This window comes from Acinetobacter sp. TSRC1-2, assembly GCF_049895885.1.
Lineage (GTDB): Bacteria > Pseudomonadota > Gammaproteobacteria > Pseudomonadales > Moraxellaceae > Acinetobacter.
In genome coordinates this window covers 21,515-39,760 of record NZ_JAFCTF010000001.1, presented here as the reverse complement: position 1 = coordinate 39,760, position 18,246 = coordinate 21,515, and the positions used below count along the sequence as shown (strand labels likewise).

At 38.9% G+C, this 18,246-nt stretch carries 14 protein-coding genes; 8 read left to right on the top strand and 6 right to left on the bottom strand.

All coding sequences use genetic code 11. The features are described 5' to 3' along the window. Positions 1-118 precede the first annotated feature (118 nt). On the bottom strand, positions 119-493 hold the full coding sequence (locus ACP69Y_RS00180; protein WP_425915106.1) for an MCR_0457 family protein: 375 nt from the start codon (positions 491-493) through the stop codon (positions 119-121). 111 nt (positions 494-604) lie between these two features. Here ACP69Y_RS00180 and surE point away from each other — a divergent pair, with 111 nt between their 5' ends. The 3 genes from surE to ACP69Y_RS00165 all read left to right on the top strand — a co-directional run bounded on the left by surE (position 605) and on the right by ACP69Y_RS00165 (position 3,328). Beyond that, a complete protein-coding gene (gene surE, locus ACP69Y_RS00175; protein ID WP_425915104.1) occupies positions 605-1,375 on the top strand; it encodes a 5'/3'-nucleotidase SurE in 771 nt (256 codons plus the stop codon). A gap of 115 nt (positions 1,376-1,490) precedes the next feature. Beyond that, a complete protein-coding gene (locus ACP69Y_RS00170) occupies positions 1,491-2,306 on the top strand; it encodes a peptidoglycan DD-metalloendopeptidase family protein (RefSeq protein ID WP_425915102.1) in 816 nt (271 codons plus the stop codon). Between the two features lie 92 nt (positions 2,307-2,398). Continuing rightward, positions 2,399-3,328 carry a LysR family transcriptional regulator gene (locus ACP69Y_RS00165; protein WP_425915100.1) on the top strand — a complete coding sequence of 310 codons (930 nt, stop codon included), beginning with the start codon at positions 2,399-2,401 and terminating at the stop codon, positions 3,326-3,328. A gap of 63 nt (positions 3,329-3,391) precedes the next feature. On the opposite strand, the gene ACP69Y_RS00160 is transcribed toward ACP69Y_RS00165, so the two are convergent. Continuing rightward, positions 3,392-4,603, bottom strand: a complete 1,212-nt coding sequence (locus ACP69Y_RS00160) for an aspartate aminotransferase family protein (protein ID WP_425915098.1) — start codon at positions 4,601-4,603, stop codon at positions 3,392-3,394. 162 nt (positions 4,604-4,765) lie between these two features. On the opposite strand from ACP69Y_RS00160, the gene grxD reads away from it, so the two are divergent. Beyond that, a complete protein-coding gene (gene grxD, locus ACP69Y_RS00155; RefSeq protein WP_425915096.1) occupies positions 4,766-5,107 on the top strand; it encodes a Grx4 family monothiol glutaredoxin in 342 nt (113 codons plus the stop codon). A 96-nt stretch (positions 5,108-5,203) separates the two neighbouring features. Here grxD and ACP69Y_RS00150 read toward each other — a convergent pair whose 3' ends face one another. Continuing rightward, positions 5,204-7,816 carry a Lon protease family protein gene (locus tag ACP69Y_RS00150; RefSeq protein ID WP_425916030.1) on the bottom strand — a complete coding sequence of 871 codons (2,613 nt, stop codon included), beginning with the start codon at positions 7,814-7,816 and terminating at the stop codon, positions 5,204-5,206. A gap of 205 nt (positions 7,817-8,021) precedes the next feature. Here ACP69Y_RS00150 and ACP69Y_RS00145 point away from each other — a divergent pair, with 205 nt between their 5' ends. Then, on the top strand, positions 8,022-10,169 hold the full coding sequence (locus ACP69Y_RS00145) for an AmpG family muropeptide MFS transporter (RefSeq protein WP_425915094.1): 2,148 nt from the start codon (positions 8,022-8,024) through the stop codon (positions 10,167-10,169). Between the two features lie 323 nt (positions 10,170-10,492). Here the strand turns inward: ACP69Y_RS00145 and ACP69Y_RS00140 are convergent, their stop codons facing one another. Then, positions 10,493-11,746, bottom strand: coding sequence for an alpha/beta hydrolase family protein (locus tag ACP69Y_RS00140; RefSeq protein ID WP_425915092.1), 1,254 nt, complete (start codon positions 11,744-11,746; stop codon positions 10,493-10,495). Between the two features lie 504 nt (positions 11,747-12,250). Between ACP69Y_RS00140 and gloA the strand changes: the two genes are divergently transcribed. The 3 genes from gloA (at position 12,251) to rpmE (ending at position 14,312) form a co-directional block, all read left to right on the top strand. Beyond that, positions 12,251-12,652 carry a lactoylglutathione lyase gene (gloA, locus tag ACP69Y_RS00135; RefSeq protein ID WP_425915090.1) on the top strand — a complete coding sequence of 134 codons (402 nt, stop codon included), beginning with the start codon at positions 12,251-12,253 and terminating at the stop codon, positions 12,650-12,652. A 229-nt stretch (positions 12,653-12,881) separates the two neighbouring features. Further along, positions 12,882-13,880, top strand: coding sequence for a bile acid:sodium symporter family protein (locus ACP69Y_RS00130; RefSeq protein WP_425915088.1), 999 nt, complete (start codon positions 12,882-12,884; stop codon positions 13,878-13,880). 201 nt (positions 13,881-14,081) lie between these two features. Then, positions 14,082-14,312 carry a 50S ribosomal protein L31 gene (gene rpmE, locus ACP69Y_RS00125; RefSeq protein ID WP_131214716.1) on the top strand — a complete coding sequence of 77 codons (231 nt, stop codon included), beginning with the start codon at positions 14,082-14,084 and terminating at the stop codon, positions 14,310-14,312. 88 nt (positions 14,313-14,400) lie between these two features. Here the strand turns inward: rpmE and ACP69Y_RS00120 are convergent, their stop codons facing one another. Further along, positions 14,401-16,518, bottom strand: a complete 2,118-nt coding sequence (locus tag ACP69Y_RS00120; RefSeq protein ID WP_425915085.1) for an EAL domain-containing protein — start codon at positions 16,516-16,518, stop codon at positions 14,401-14,403. Beyond that, on the bottom strand, positions 16,500-18,245 hold the full coding sequence (locus ACP69Y_RS00115; protein WP_425915083.1) for a GTPase: 1,746 nt from the start codon (positions 18,243-18,245) through the stop codon (positions 16,500-16,502). The genes ACP69Y_RS00120 and ACP69Y_RS00115 overlap by 19 nt, the downstream gene beginning before the upstream one ends. Position 18,246: the final 1 nt, after the last annotated feature.

Sequence of the window (18,246 nt, the reverse complement as noted above, 5' to 3'; positions counted from 1 at the left end):
GAGGTGAATTTGACTTATATTTATTTTATAAAAACAGGGCATGAAGGTGGATAATCTTCATGCCCACATATAGGATGCTCACTAGGTTGAGTATTCTATATCAATGATCTGTTGTGACTTATGCTTCGTAATTTACGACCTCATCACACACTGATTTTTGTTCATCTTTACTGGTTTCTTTGGCAGCTTGACGCGCTTCATCAAGAACAGATTTATATTCTGAATCTGCCTGAATTTTATCGTAAGTCATCGATTTATCTGAATAGTCTTGCAGATAATCCTGAATCAGTTGCTGAATATTGTGATTAAATTTTGCATTTTTACCCAGAATCGCAGGGCACACTTCAGCCATAACCTGAGTTGAAGCAATGTCCTCTTTAATCAGGGTATTGGCTTCTGCTTGAGTTAGGCCTTCATCGGCTAAAACAGCTTGTGATAGTAATGCTGCAAAACCTAAACCCAAGAAGCCACGAAGTGAGATCGTTTTAATCATTTTTTAGTCACACATTTTGAATGGATGTCGATCGTTAAATATATATAATTCTTTATATTATTCAATCAAATGTTCTGACCAGTCATTTTCTACACCGTTACGAGATTTTAAGTGAATATATTAATTGCCAATGATGATGGTGTTTTTGCTCCCGGTATCCAAGCGCTTGCGCATGCTTTAGCGCCTTTGGGGCGTGTAGTGATTGTTGCGCCAGAAAGCGAGCGCAGTGGTTATTCCAGTGCTTTGACTCTAGATCGACCATTACGTCCTATCCAAATTTCCCCCGATGTTTGGGCAGTCAATGGAACACCAGCAGATTGTGTTTATCTGTCTATGAATGGGTTATTTGATTTTGAATTTGATCTGGTGGTTAGCGGTATTAATAGTGGCGCTAATCTGGGCGATGATGTGCTTTATTCTGGAACAGTAGGGGCAGCATTTGAAGGTCGCTTAATGAAACAGCCCGCAATTGCCGTGTCGATGGCAGGCCAAAACGTCCGTTCATACGAAAACCCAAAAGATTATGCTGTCGCTGCACAATGGGTGCATGATTTTATTGCTTCAGGTTTACCGGTTTTACCTCCACGTCACATTTTTAATGTCAATATTCCTGATGTGCCTGAATTACAAGGTTCGAAAATTACTTATCAGGGCCGACGTAGTCAATCAAAACCCATTACCAGTCATGTAGACCCACGTGGCCGTCAAGTCTATTGGATTGGGCTTTCTGGCGAAGCTGTGGCGGATCCCAAAAAAGGTTTAACTGAAATAGAGTCGGATTTTTTTGCAGTCGCGAATGGGTATGTCAGTATCACACCTATTCAAATGGATGCTACCAATTACGAGATTTTGAACACATTGCATGCACAGTTTTCTAAATAGGCTGAAGTAGTGTTATAACTTTGTGAAAATGTAGTGTTGAAATAATTTTTTATATACTTTTTTGCTAATCTTAGCGCAATTCAATAAATACATTTATATGTAGAGAGGAAGAGTAATGCTCTTGGTGTCATCTTATCGCTTATTAGCTACGCCTTCAGCCTTGCTGAAAACCATTGTGTTGTCTACAGCGGTTATTTCCACTGTTATTTTGAGTGGTTGTGCTTCAAAACCACAAATTCATAATTCAACACGTTATGCGGCTGCACCAGACTACTATACGGTTCGTTCTGGTGATACTTTAAGTGGGATTGCTGCACGTTATGGTTTAGCCTATACCAGTGTTGCGGATATGAATGACATCACGCCGCCGTATCGCATTTATGTGGGGCAATCTTTGCGTTTAAAAGATTCAGGTTCACGCCGTACCACCACGACTCAAGCTGTGACACAAGCTGCGCCGATTCAACGTCAAACCGTACAACTTCCAACCAGTCCAGTGAAACCTACTGCACCTGTTGTAGCGAATGTTCCAACTGCGCCTGTGGCATCTTCTAAAGCATCTGCATTACGTTGGGTTAAACCAAGCAATGGAGCAGTGCTGCAAAACTTTAATTTAGCCAATAATATTAAAGGGATTCGCTATACCGGTAATGTGGGTGATGCCATTTATGCGGCCGCAGATGGGCAAGTAGTTTATGCAGCAGACGGTTTAAAAGAATATGGTAATTTGATTCTGATCAAGCATATTAATGGTTACATTTCAGCTTATGCACATAACAGTAAAATGAACGTGAAAAGTGGAGAGAATGTGACGGCTGGGCAGAAGATTGCAGAGATGGGTTCATCAGGTACAACCCGTACCATGCTTGAGTTCCAGGTTCGTCTAGATGGTAAGCCTATTGATCCGACCAAGGTATTACCTATTAATTAAATAAATTGATGCATTACTTAAATTTCACCGTATAATACAATGAGATGATTTTATCGGAAGATAAAAGCATCTCATAAGTTAGAGGGAAATTTATGTTAGATCAACTTCGAGCAATGGGTGTCTTTGCTTGTGTTGTAGAAAAAAACTCGTTCAGTGGTGCTGCCCGTGATTTAGGCATCACCACCAGCGCTGTAAGTCAGCAAATTCGTTCTTTAGAACATGAGATGGAAGTTACACTTTTACATCGTTCTACCAGAAAGTTGAGTTTAACTGAAGCGGGACAAGCTTTTTTCCACAGCTGTCAAGAGATGCTTGCTGCTGCAGAGCGTGGAAAGGTAAGGATTAATGAACTGCGTGATGATCTTGTTGGGGATTTACGTATTGCAACTACACCAGAATTAGCTGCAAATCATGTCATTCCAGCATTGTCACATTGGATGTCTGCTCATCGAGGGCTGGCCGTTCATGTAGAAGCTGACAATCAATATATTGACCTAATTGAAGGTCGTATTGATATTGCGTTGCGCATAAGTTCAAAAATTGAAGATAATAATTTGCATGTTGTGCCGCTTGCTCGAGTTGAGCAGGTTCTGGTTGCTTCACCGCGTTATTTGAATCAGTCGACACCTATTTCACGTCCCGAGGATTTAAAGCATCATGATTTAATTCCAATGAATGTGATCAAAAATTATCAATATTTGTCATTCCAGCATGGTGTGACAAGTGAAGACATCAGTTTAGAAATGAGTTCGAGATTGACCTCAAATAATGTTTTGGTTGCCAAAGCATTATGTCAGCAAGGGCATGGTATCGCTCGAATTTTATATCTAGATGCACAAAAAGATTTAATCAATGGTGCTTTGGTTGAGGTTTTACCGGAGTGGAAATTACCTAGTTTCACCTTGTATGCCATTATTTCAAAACATGAACAACAGCCAATGAAAATTCACCGTTGTTTAGAGGCATTAAAACAATATTTCTGCCAGTTACCCGGTGGCCGAAGTTCTCAAGAAGCTTCATAAAAGCCGATCAGTATGAAAAAAAGCCGCTATCAGCGGCTTTTCATTTTTTCAACGATTAAAGAATTAAGCCAAAAAAGCCTTAATCATTTTTACCAGGCGAGAAATCAGTTGATCCGCTTGTTCTTGAGTAATATTAAGTGTTGGCAATAAACGAACCACCGAACCTGCAGTCACGTTAATAATCAAATGATATTCATCACGGGCAATATTCACCAGTTCACCACAGTCTTTTGGTAATTCAATACCAATCATTAAACCGAAACCACGGACTGTTATGTTTTGATCGTTTAGTTGTTGAGCCAGTTGATCAACGATATAACTCCCCATTTTCGCAGCATTTTCAACCAGATTTTCTTTTTGAATAAGATCAATTACAGTATAAACAACGCGTGAACCCAATGCTGTACCGCTATAGGTTGAACCATGGTTGCCTGCAGTCAGTACACCGACACCACGACCTTGAGTCATCACCGCACCAATCGGGAAGCCGTTCCCTAAGCCTTTTGCCGTGGTTAAAACATCGGGAACAATGTTGGTATGCTGGTAAGCAAAGTATTTACCGGTACGACCATTCCCTGTTTGAACTTCATCAAGCATCATCAACCAGTTATGCTGATTACAGATTTGACGAATTTCTTCGAGGTAGCTAAAACCTTGAGGGGCAGTATTTACACCGCCTTCACCTTGAATCGGTTCAACAAAAATAGCCACGATGTCCGGATGGTTAATTGCTGCTTCTTCAATGGCTTCAATATCACCAAAAGGTACACGAATAAAACCTTCAACCAGTGGTCCAAAACCTTCCTGAACTTTTTTGTTGCCGGTTGCAGCAAGGGTCGCCATGGTACGACCATGAAAAGAACGATCCGCAACAATAATTTTTGGAGTGGCAATACCTTGCATTGAGCCAAATTTACGGGCAATTTTAATTGCCCCTTCATTAGATTCTGCACCACTGTTCGAGAAGAAAATTTCTTCCATGCCTGACACTTCAGCTAATTTTTGCGCTGCAGCTGTTTGCCAAGGCACTTCAAATAAGTTACTGGTATGAATCAGGGTTGCAGCTTGATCGGCAATGGCTTCAGCAATAACAGGATGAGCATGACCTAGACCACATACGGCAATTCCTGTAAGTGCATCAAAATATTCAGTGTCATCTTCTGTATAAAGATAAGAACCTCGACCGCGAACAAAGCTGATCGGCTGACGGCCAAATACTGGCATCAAGTGTGAAGGTTGATCAGATTGCACCGGGGCAAGGGTAATGTTATTCATGACTAACTCTTATCTGTTAGGGGGGGAAATAAAGGTTTATCTAAGCAAAAACTGCTACAGAATAAAAGCCCAAATGGAAATAAAAATGGAAATATTGCTTTAGTCATACTGTTTTGTTAAGTTTTGGGTATAATGCGAGGCAGATTAGTTGAGGATTTATCAATGACTGAACAAGCACGCGACACTGAAGCGTTAATTCGCGACCAAATTGCTAAACATGCAGTACTTCTTTATATGAAGGGTACGCCGCAATTCCCACAATGTGGTTTCTCTGCACGTGCGGTAGAAGCACTCAGTCAAATTGGTCGTCCATTTGCTTATGTAAACATTTTGGAAAACCAAGACATTCGCGCAACTTTACCACAAATTGCAAATTGGCCTACCTTTCCACAATTGTGGATTAATGGCGAATTAATTGGCGGTAGCGATATCATGCTAGATATGTTCCAAAAAGGTGAGTTAAAAACCTTGGTAGAACAATACAGCCCAGCAGCTGAAGCTTAATTCAGTTGTGAAGTGATTAAAAAAGCGCCTTAAGGCGCTTTTTTAATGGAAGTTTTGAATGAAGGTTTTTTACTAAAGGCTTTTTAAAGAAGCAGATTACTCTGCTTCTGACTTGTCCTTGCTGGCCTTTTTAGATTCGACTACATCAGACGGAACAGGTTGTTTTTCTGCTTCCTCTTTTAGCTTTTTCTTGGCTTTTTTCTTTTTCTTTTTTTTCTTCGAGTCATCTTCAAACTCTGCACCATCTTCAATGGCCTGCCAATATTCGAGTTGCTCCATAACAGCAGCATAAATTGAATTTTTGCTATAGCGACCTTTCTTGTTTAGGGTGCCGACAGGGCGCGCCATCAGAATTTCCAAAGCCTGATCGATGGTCTGAATGGCATGAATATGGAATTGACCTTTTTCAACTGCTTCAATGACATCGTGTCGTAGCATTAAATGTTGCATATTTTGACGTGGAATAATCACACCTTGTTTGCCAGTTAAGCCTTGTAATTTACAAGCATCGAAGAAACCTTCAATTTTCGCATTCACGCCACCAATTGGTTGAACTTGACCAAGTTGATTCATTGAACCAGTAATTGCCCAGGACTGGTCAATCGGCAGTTGGCTAATCGCAGACAATAATGCAGACAGTTCAGCCACGGTTGCACTGTCACCATCCACCTGACCATAACTTTGCTCAAAGGCGAGGGCAGCAGAAAAATGTAGAGTCTGTTCACGACCAAAATGCGCCTTTAAGAAACTCGACATCAATAACACACCTTTGGCATGTAAGGAGCCACCGAGTTCTACACTACGCTCAATATCCAGAATATCGCCACCACCCTGATAAACCGAAGCAGTTAAACGCGAAGGCAAACCAAATTCAACATCTGCATACTGAATTACAGACAGGGCATTGATCTGTCCTAAACGATGCCCTTTAGTTTCAATCAACTGTGTACCACGAGACAAATCTTCCCAGTACAATTCACGTAAATAACCTAGGCGGTACTTACGATGATCGAGTGCGGTATTGATATGTTTATCGGTAACGATTTTATCACCCGATTTTTCAGCATGATGATGGGCTTCACGAATCAAATCACCCAAAGTTAAAGCATGTAATGACAATGAACTTTGATCTTCAGCTTGACGACTCGAGTCTGTCAATAGTGCAGCCAAAGCAGAGCGCTCAAAAGGCAGTAATTTATCTGCTTGCACATAATCGGCAATCAGCTGCATATATGCCTGCTCATTGCTGTCATTACGTTGTAATGTATCTGTAAAGTCAGCACGAATTTTAAATACACTGCCCAGTTCTGGTTCTACTTCTAGAATTTCATAATAGACTTCAGGTTCAGCAAGTAAAACAACTTTTAAATTCAATGGAATAGATTGAGGTTCGATCGAAATACTGCCGGTTAAAGTCAGCATATGTTCCAGTGAAGATAATTTTAGCTGCCCTGATTTTAAGGCACGTTTTAAACCTTGCCATGCATAAGGCTGTTCGAGCAACTGCTCAGCTTCCAGCATTAAAAAGCCACCATTGGCTTTGTGCAATGTGCCTGGGCGAATCAGGGTGAAGTCTGTGGTAATGGTGCCGTTTTGGGTAAGCTGTTCGACATGGCCCAATAAATTGTAATGCGTTGGGAAGTCTTCAAAAATGACTGGTGCGCCAGAATTTGGCTTATAGGAAACAATGATATTGGCTTGATAACGCGCAGGCACTCGGCTAAATAGGCCTGGCGTAAAGTCATCTTCTTCTTGCTCAAGCACGATTTCGACATTGTTAATAATATCTTCGGCATAGTATTTGAGATAGTCCTTTAAACCTTCCACTTCACCAAATTTATTCAGGATCTGCTCGATACGCGGCATCACCACTTGTTTTGCGATATCTCGATTTAAGATTTGCACTTTGTCGCGTGCATCATCTTCCAAATCGCCTAAATGTAGGCCTAAGCGTTCCAGTTTTTTGTCCATGTAACGCATATTGGTTGAAATTTCAGCACGCGCTTTGCTGTTGAGCGCATTAATTTCCTCTGGGGTCATTTCTTGAGGGGAATCATTAATGAAATGCACAGGTACAAAACAATGTTCTTCATGACGTGTAATCAGTTTCAGATCAAGCGCTTCACCTTCTTTAGTGAGTTCTATTAACGCTTGCTGTTGCTCATCCCCAATTTGCTGACGAATCAGTTCAATACGATTGTGATAAATTTCTGCAGTAAAACGGCGTTCTAATTGCTTTAAAATGGTTTGCCAAGTCTGATGCAACAGTGTTTGAAATTTCGCTGCTTGACCGGATGGAAGCTCTAGCGCAATCGGTTGGCGTGGCAGTTTGAAATTATTGACATACACCCAGTCGTTTGGTGTCGGCATGGTTTTGGCGTGTTGTCGCAATAAACGCTTAATCATGGTGCGTTTGCCGAGGCCCGCCGTACCCACAGCAAAAATGTTATAGCCTGAATAAGGTAAAGCAATACCTGCTTCTACAGAGGCCCGCGCGCGATCTTGCCCCAGAAAATTATTTAGGGGTTTAAGACGACGTGTTGACGCAGGAATTTTATCGTAATTAGGAATATGCGTCAGTTGTTCAGATTTCAGTTTGGTTTTTTCTAAAGTGCTTTGTATTTCTGGTTGTTCAAATGCTGAAGTTAAAATGTTTTGGCTCGGTTGTTCAATGTTGCTGATAATATTGGCGGATAAAGAAGAGTTCATTTGCTCGAGTCTTTGGGTCACTGTGAAAATCCAAAACGAAATATTGCGGTAGAGGTTTAAAGGTATACAGGTTTGTTTGAAAAATTCAAGCGGACATGCTGCTTTAATCGATAAAATAAAATAATGATTTCGTAAATATTGTTGAAACCTATCGCATTACGCGTTTGAATAGCGACATTGAGTTTTTGCAGAACATAATAAATCAATGACAATACAATCTACTGGATGGAAATCGGCCTTTACGGCATTTCTTGATCGCCGTGCCCTCATTATGCTGTTTTTGGGTTTTTCCGCAGGTATTCCGATATTACTGATTTTTTCAAGCCTGTCTTTATGGCTGGGAGAAGCCGGAATTGATAAAAGTGCGGTGACTTTCTTTAGCTGGGCCGCACTGGGTTATTCTTTCAAGTTTGTGTGGGCGCCGTTAATTGATGAATTACCGGTTCCGGTACTAACGAAAATACTCGGTCGCCGCCGGGCATGGTTGCTGATTGCACAAGTACTGATTATCTGCGCCATTTGTATTATGGCATTTTCAAACCCTGCATTAGGGCAAAGTTATTTGTACCAAATGGCGGTGGGGGCAGTGTTGCTGGGCTTTTCTGCGGCAACACAAGATATTGTCATTGATGCTTACCGTATTGAACTTGCAGAAACTCAAATGCAGACCGTGCTTGCTTCTACCTATAATGCAGGTTATCGCATCGGGATGATTGTCGCGGGTGCAGGGGCGTTATTTTTAGCGGCATCCTTGGGTACAGCGAAAGGTAACTATATCTATAGCGCATGGAAAATCACTTATTTGGCCATGGCTGCAGTGATGGTGGTGGGGATTATTACCACATTGGTTATTCGTGAACCACAAGTGAATCGGGTCTATAAAGATTATAAACGTACCGATTACTACCGTTTGGTCGCGGTATTCTTTGTGGCCGTGATCAGTTTTGTACTAAGCTATATTTTCTCTGGAAATTTAACCGAAGCGATTAAATCACAATTTGAAATTTCAGATTCTTTCTTATTGTTTTGCTTTGAAGCATTACGTTTTATTGGCTCTGCTGCTGTTGCCTTATTGATTGGTACCTTGCTGGTGAAAATGGGTGCTGTCAACAAGCAAATGGCATTTGAAACCTGGGTCAATCCGATTGCAGATTTCTTCAAACGTTATGGTGTGAAACTGGCATTAGTGCTGTTGCTGTTAATTGGTTTTTACCGTATTTCCGACATTATTGCCGGTGTAATCTCCAACGTGTTTTATCAAGATTTAAACTTCAGCAAAGAGCAAATTGCTGAAGCAGTTAAAATTTATGGTGTAATTTTTAGTTTGGTCGGTGGTTTCTTGGGTGGTTTACTGGCACAACGCATGAACATTATGAAGTTAATGTTTGTCGGTGCAATTTTGGCCAGTTCAACCAATCTAATTTTTATTGGCTTGGTAAAATCAGGGCAACAAGTCAATGATGTCAATGTCACAGTAGGGCAGCACAGTTATAAAGTGCAGTCCGATGAAGTGGGATACTGGAAACTCAAAGTACCCAGTCAGGTGTTAGCGCAAGCGGATGAATTGCAAGTTACGGCACAATATCAGGATGGTTCTCAGAATCCAGCGATGACCAGGCTGCCATATTTAAAGCAGGATGCGGAACAATCCAGCATGCAGATATTGCCTGTGACCAGTGACAATACCATTGCTTTATATGAGAAAAATAACAGTTTGGTGATTCGGGGTCAGTATTTTGGATCGCCATTAACTGAATCTCAAAAAATTGTTTTAGGTTTAGATGGTCAGAAATTTGATGCAAATCTGGATAAAACAGGCGTGTTTAGTGCAGCAATTTCGGCTGAGGTTTTGATCAATTCAGCTTCTAAACAGCTCGTTGCTGAAGTGATTGAAAATAATCAAGTCTTGTCAACCACCCAGCATCGCTATACGACCAATATGAATTTGAGCACCGCCAAAGATTTAGATGTCGATGTTCAGCCTTTACCAGTCATAAATGCCCAATCCACTGACGAAGTTGAAATTACAGGCAAGGTGATTAAACCGTACAGCTCCGTGTGGTTATATTTTGCCATTATTGTCGATAATCTGGCATCAGGACTTGCAGGTGCAGCATTTATTGCGTTCTTGTCGAGCTTGACCAGTGTGTCATTTACCGCAGTGCAATACGCGATTTTTAGCTCACTGATGACTTTAACTCCTAAAATTTTAGGCGGTTATTCGGGTACGATCGTAAGCAATATTGGTTATCCGAATTTCTTCCTCATGACCACGCTGATTGGTGTTCCCATTTTAATTTTAGTGGTATGGGTGGCGAAGTTGTTAAAGGAACATTCCGCTCAACAAAGCTAAACAAGCCTGTTCAAGTAGATTTAGCGATTAAAAGCCTATTTTATCTTTTTGATGAAATAGGTTTTTTCTTTTTAGAGTGTGATTGAACTACAAATAAAACCAGGATGAGTGATCGGGTTTTTATAATTAAATTATTATTAATCAGTGATTTATGGTAATTAAAGCCTTTGGTTTTTAACCGAGGGGAAATTATGAAAATCAACTTTTGACCATTGCGTCAAGCGACATAAGGTTTGTCATCTACGATACATAGAATGTCATTGAACGACACATAAGTTGTTATTGATAAAAAACCGCCAATAAATATGGCGGTTTTTAAATATTTATAATTTTGAAAGAGTTAATATCCAGTTAGAGATATCTTTTATAACTTCTGAATCAACTTTTGCAAAGGTATGTTTTTCTGCACATTTGGAGTCTACGAAACAATGCTCTAAGTTTTCATAAAGCTTAAAAGTCACATTTTTATTTATACTTAATCCAACTTCCCACTCAACAAAGTCTTTATTTTCCAAAACCTTATAATCTCCTTTTCCCTGTAATAAAAGAGTTGGAATATTAGCTTTTCTAATTACATCAATTGGATTGTAAGCATCCAAATAGCTTAAATATTCTATAGAGTAGTTGAATATCAATTTTATATTTTTAACTCTCTCTGGAGTATGACTTTTCCAATTAGTCAAAGACTCTCTAACTTCATTTTTCATTTTTAAAAGGGAATCTTCATTCTCAGAATTTTTTTGAATTAGATAATCCAGTTGATCAATCAATCTTGAATGTAAATCGTTAGAACTCGGAGCTGCGAGTAAAATGAAACCATGAGGAAATATGTCTAATCTTTCTGCTACTTGGGTTACAAAAGTTCCCCCCTGACTGTGTCCTAGAATAATTAAAGGTAGATTAGATGCTTTAATTTTTTGGCGGATTAAATTTGCAGCGCAAACAGCATCATTAATAACTTCATCTGTAGGATCTTTAACACTAATAAAAGGGTATGCCCAAGAACGCTTATCAAAACGAATACTTGAAATATTGTTTTTTGCTAGCCCTACTGCCAAATCAAAGAAAGGAGTGCAGTACCCCATGTTCTCATTTTTATCAGAAGCTCCACTGCCCTGAATAAATAAAACTAATGCAGTAGGCGTTTGTTTTTTTGGAGAGGTTATACATGCCTCTATACCTAGATTATTAGTGATGTTAATTTCGAAGTATTCTTCTCTTACGAACTCATTTAACTCTTCTGATATTGCCAGATGCTGACTCATTGCCCGACTGTTTGGCGTTAATAAAATGCTTGAAATCTGATTGTTTTTATTAAATTTTATGCTTAAAAACCAGTTGCCTGATGCATATTCAAGATCGACAAAATAGGTGTATAAGTCATAATTTTTTACTTTTCCTACTCTATAAAGGCTACCTAAGCTAAGGAATTTTTCATAGACTTCTTTTTGTTTTTCTAAATCTAATATTTTAAGTAGTTCTAGGCTCCATTCAGACCTGTCTAATGGCTCTTTGCCTTGCAACCAGTCAATAATATTATTAAGTGTCGAAGTAGCTAAATTTATGGTGTCAGTCATCGTTATTCTGTTATGAGCATTTTTAGAGTAATTCATAGCTTACTATAAAAAATTCTTTGATAAACATAGAAGTCTAACCCACTTATTGGAAACTCATTTTTCAGAAAAAGACACAGGTTGTGTCGCGAAACTTTAAAAATGACATTAGTTATGTCGTTGCTTAATAATATTACGTATCGCAATGGTATCTAAGTTTCTGAATTCTAGTTACTGATAAAGACAACTTATGTGTCGTGTGACGCATTGGTTGAGGAGTAGTCTTTGCTTTATCAGGTTGTGGAGGGGCGGGTGAAGAGAGGGGAAATGCATCTGGCGAAACTGGACAAGTAACATCGTCTGGATTAATACCACCATCGCTGAGTGAGGGAAGTTCATCCAATCCTACGGAATAATCATTTGTTTAAAAAGCAGCGTCCTTCGCTGCTTTTTAATGGGTAAAATTTGAATTATCGCGCTGCATTGCCTATATTGGCAGTAAATAAGGAATGAATAGGAAAATCAAAGATGCGCATGCTGCATACCATGTTACGTGTAGGCAATTTGGAACAGTCGTTAAAGTTCTATACTGAAGTGCTCGGTATGACTTTGCTTCGTAAACGTGATTATGAAGAAGGTCGTTTCACTTTAGCGTTTGTGGGCTATGGCGATGAAAAAAACAATACTGTGTTAGAGCTGACACATAACTGGGATACTGCAAGTTATGAGTTAGGGAATGCATATGGTCACATTGCCATTGCGGTGGATGACGCTTATAAAGCCTGCGAAGAAATTAAAGCACGAGGTGGTAAAGTTGTACGTGAAGCCGGGCCAATGAAAGGCGGCGTAACAGTCATTGCTTTTGTTGAAGATCCAGATGGTTATAAAATCGAGCTGATTCAGCAAGATGTAAATGCCAGAAATAACTAATAGACTTCTTCATCATTGTTGACACCCTTTTTATTTTTCTTCTATAAGGGAGAAATAAAAGGGACTTATGAAAGAAATCCAATCATAAAGTGATATAGATAAACTAAATATTCAACATTGCATTGAAAAACTGGTTTTATTTATTCAGCCCAGTAAGATGAAACTTTACCACTAGGTAAATTCACTTATTGGGCTTTTTTATATTTTTTAATAATTACAGGACGTAGCAATGTTAAAACTGTTGGCATTGGACCGCTTTACTATTTTGCTGATTATTATGGTGATCTTGGCAACAATAGTTCCAGTATCAGGTTCTGCTGCAAATATTTTTGGGGTGATTACCTCGAGTGCAATTGCAATTTTATTCTTTTTGCATGGCGCAAAGCTGTCTAGAGAAGCTGTAGTTCAAGGCATCATGCACTGGAAATTCCATGTGGTGGTGTTTGCTTTCACATTTGCACTCTTTCCGCTTTTAGGTTTGTTGGCGAAGCCTGTTTTATTGCCCTTGTTGGGGCGCGAATTATACTGGGGTTTCTTGTTCATGTGCTTTTTGCCCTCAACCGTTCAGTCCTCTATTGCCTTTACCTCTGTTGCAAAGGGAAATGTGGCCAGTGCCGTGTGTAGTGCCTCATTTTCCAATATTGTCGGGATGTTTATTACTCCGGTACTGGTCAGTTTTTTTATTTTAGGTCAGTCACAACATGGCTTTGATCCGACCTCATCCATAATTCAAATTACCTTATTATTACTGGTGCCTTTTGTATTGGGGCAGTTATTACGTCCGTATGTTTATCCGTTTATGTTGAAATTACCCAGTATCGTCAAGGCTTTCGATCAGGGCACTATTCTCATGGTGGTCTATGGTGCTTTTAGCGGGGCAGTAGTTGCAGGATTATGGGATGTGGTCAGTTGGCAAACCTTATCAATTTTAACAGTGGCATGCTCGGTATTTTTAACTGTGATTATGCTGTTGGCTTTCTACATTCCAAAATGGCTGGGTTTTAACCGGGAAGATCAAATTGCGATGTTTTTTTGCAGTTCCAAAAAAACTTTGGCCAGTGGTGTACCGATGGCACAAATCTTATTTATCGGACAGCCTTTAGGGATGATTGTTTTGCCGATTATGATTTTCCACCAAATTCAATTGATGGTGTGTGGTGTGATTGCCAACTATTGGTCAAAGCACCCTGTAGATGAATTTAAAGCTGTAGATGAGTTGAAAGAATAATTCGCTATCTGATCTTTTCTGCCGTATAATTACGCCCACTTGTTGTGCTTAGCTCTGGCGGTATCCGTCTCGGTGGGCCAAAAGAATGGTCTGTTATGGTGTTGATCTGGCTTTTCCTTGGATAGGCTTCTCCTCATGAATCATGAGAGTGATCAATTGCGATGACAGCATAAGCCTTTCTTAACTTAGGAGTAATCGACGATGCGCGCCGATATTCATCCAAAATATGAAACATTAGTTGCTACTTGTTCATGTGGTAACGTAATCGAAACTCGTTCAGCGATTGGTAAAGAAACTCTTTACCTTGACGTATGTTCAGCTTGCCACCCTTTCTATACTGGTAAACAGAAGAATGTGGACACTGGCGGTCGTATCGACAAGTTTAAACAACGTTTTTCTGGTATGTCACGTTCTATCAAACGTCCTGACTAATACCGTTAAATGTAAAAAAACGGGCCAAATGCCCGTTTTTTTATACCTGAAATTTGTGTATGTTGCAGCAAGAAAATATGTACAAGACCTATTGGTCTTGCACATCAATCAGGTGATCCAGTTTTTTCTGGAAATAATCACCTTGAATAAAGCGGGCATCTACATTCCAAGCGTTTGCGAACAGCGTCATATCATTTAATTCGCGTAGCATAATTTCAACAGGTTTAATTTCATGGAAAATTTTAATTTTTTCCTGTAATTCCTGAGTAGATTGTTCTGTACTTAACATTTCAGTCAGTGTACGGTGCAATGTCAAGCAGTTGATATCCAGTTGACGTACAGCAGATTCACTATAAATGGTATTACCAAAGTCTCTTAATGATACTTCAGCACCAAACTGGCGTAATTGAGTAATATGCTTGTGTGCATCTAAAATATTCTGGGTAAGGTCTTCTTCTGAAAATTGTAAAATAAGCGGATGCGTTAATTTACTGCGTACAATCGTGATCAGCTTAGAAATAAATTCAGGGAAGGTTCGATCGTGAAATAACACTTCTTTATTCAAATTCACAATCAACTTGGCTTCAGGATACTGCGTAATAAAATTATGTAACTGTTTACATGATTCAACTAATATCCAGCGATCCAGTTTAATTGATAATTCCGGGTCCTCTGCCAATTCTCTTAAGCTGGATAAATCTTTCCAGGAATTTTCAAAAATAAAGCCACTGGTGACTTCATAAGTATATAAATTTGTGTCTTGTTTATCATAAAGTTGTTGATATTTAAGATGAATCTCTCCGCGATCCAAGCTTTTTTCTAAGGCTCTGATTAATGAAGATTCAGGCGAAGAATTTAACGGCTTCATTTCTGGACGGTGAAGTTCCATCGTTGGAATATCTAAATGCGTTTTTAACTCAAGCTCTGCGGTCGGTGCATTTTGTGGTAAAGCCGTGTTGTAAGCTGAACTAATAAATTGTTCAAAATGGCTTTCGTCACGAATTTCACCACCTAAGATCACATATCCAATTCTCAAATTAAGCGGATAACTTGATTGATTGACTGTTAATAATTGCGGCTTGGTGAGTGAGCTTAACCCAATAAGCTTGGATTCTAATTTAGCTTGAGATTCTGCCTGGAATAAGCCAGTAAAAATACCGGGTGAAACTTTAAATAATGGAACATGGGTTTGTTCTTTTAAAAACTCTTTTATCTGACTGAAATAGTTTTTTGAAGTGACCCAATTAGCTTCGAAAATATTTTCAGGACAAGAGGCTAAAGAGAACAGAACCAACGCATTAATATTAGCAGGCTGCTTGGTAAGAGCGCGATTAATTTGCTGATAGGTATTAGGTTTCTGTATACTTTTTTCAGTTGCTACAGATGTTATATTACCCGGTTCAGAAGTTTCAATATCAATGGTAATTTGTAATGCATCTTCATCCGTAGCGGGTAAAAATTCGATTTTAAGCGGATTCGGAATAGAAACATGGTCATTTAATGTGGCGATTTCTAATCGGCCTAAATCAAACTGACCTTGAGTGATTTTTTTAAAACGTAATTTAAAGTCGTTCAAATCTTTCGGTTGTAACAGGTCAAGCAAAGGAAGACCTACGATATCTTCCTCGTTTTTAATCCCAAATAGTTGTAAGTATTCAGGATTAGCCTGAATATGAATGCCTTCTTGAATAAGTGCAATGGCTTTATTGCTATCCTGTACTAAAGATTGTGCATGGGTGTGGGCAGACTCTAACTCATCCATTAAATGTTGTTGAGTGAGCAATAAACGACTTAATGAAAGTGCACGGAGCAAACCAATATAAAAACGATCTGGATAATCCAGATTTAAAATGTCGTAAACGCCTTTACGAATATAACCGGCATATTGATCTGCCTGATAATTCTCTGGTTTTAGAAGAAGAATAGGTAAGTTGGGTTGTTTGGATAATTGGATTAAACTTAATGCCTGTTCGTATTTTAAGTCATAAGCACGGCCAAAAATGACCAGATCCCAGTTTTGATGTAATTGTTTTTCAAAATTTTGTAAATCATCCAGCAATGCTGCATGTACAACATGTCCACTCGATGTTAAAAGGTCAAGAATTTGGTTAAAACGTATTTGATTATCATCGATAATGAGTAAACGTGTCTCGGTACGTTTTAACTTTTTAGACAATAATGGATTTCTCACTTCAATGCTTCCCATAAATCATGATTCTTGATTTCATTCATTCGTTTGTTGATAAAGTTGTTAATCAGGCTTTCTTGCTGATCATTAAGCAACTCAAATTCAAAACGGATAAAACTTTGAGTAATAAGTTGTGCTTTGGTCAGGTAAATTTTTAATTCTTCTTTTCCTAATCGCAAATGAATGGTCTGTTTTTCTCTAAACATATGCGAGCCCGATACAATTAAACTGGTTGAAACATTATCAAGTTGAGAGGTTTGAACGATAAGCGCAGGTTGGTAGTTACTGCTGTTACGCTCAGTTTTTACCATGACGGAGCAGGGGAATAAATCTTGCGCCAATACTTCAAGCCCCAGTTCCAAGCTTTTTTCTGTTGACTGTTTAATCCAGCGAACCACACCGCCGCGCCAAGGGCTATTGGTATTTTCCTGCATTAAAATAAATTCCCCGGTTTTTAAATTTGAGGGTGTAACACCAGTCCATTTAATTCTGTAACCATTGACACTAATATCCAGAACTTCAGCTGGATAGATTTGTTTTGCTTCCCGATCCAGAACTTTAGCTGTGGTGATTTCAGCGGGAATATTTGAATTCATTGAATTGATAAATGTACTTTCATTTTGGAAATGATAGTTATTTTCTACCTCTAAGGTTTCGTGAAAGTTTTTACCTTTAGATAAGTAAAAGTGGGCCACAGAAAGACTAAAACAGATCTGCAATTGTGCTGAATATTCGTAGCGCTCATGGCGACGTTCAATATTGGTTGTAAGTAAATTATGAATATGGAAGTGTAATGCGGGAGTCAGGAATAACTTTTCATTACGCGATAAATAACCCGCTTTTTTAGTTTGGGTTTCAGATAGATGATCTAATAAATGTTGCGTTGAAATGTAGATTGTCGGTTTATATAAACTGGATTGATTGACATTGAAAACCGGTGGATGATCTTTATTGGTATCTACAATATAGCGAGAAAGCGTGGTTTCTTTAGGTAAAATGTGAACCAGTTTTGCCCAGTCAAAACTACATAAATATAAGCCTTGCATTTCTGATGGACGAATTTGATGGGTATTGAAAATATCCAATAAAATGAGTTGGGAATAAGCTTGAGTAATGGTCTGTAATTGATGCTGCGTATCTAAAATTTGATTGATATTGGTTTGATAAAAATTATTCTTAATTGCACATTCAAGTAATTGATGTGCAACCAGCCATTGACCAAATAACGGTGTGCTATAGAGCAAATGTTGTTGATAAAGTAATAATGAAAGTTGCTGCAACGCGTAATAAGTCGAAACAATTCTGGCGGTCTGCAAACTTTTCTTTTGATTAAACGCAAAAATAGAAAACTTTTGCAGACTTAATTGGGTGTTACAACGTTTTGAAATGTCGATATAAATCTTAGCGAAATGGCTACGTAAAAGCATAGCCAATTCAATAATTTGATCACTACGATCGTTTGTAATCAAGCCTTGATTAAAAAAATGCTTTTCCAGGCTGATCAATACATTATCAATAGTCGGATGTAGGATTTGAATTAAATCGAAACGCAGCATTTCTGGGCATTTCAGTTCTGATATCTCCAATAACGCATTGAAAAGTTCTTTTGAAGAATTTCCGAGTTGCAGAATGGATAAATTAGACACCCACTCTTGTAATCCTTTGGCATTAGATGGGCAAAAGCTCAGTTGTTCCAACTTTAATTCTGTTGGCATTTGGAAGATGTCTGAATTGCTCATAATCATC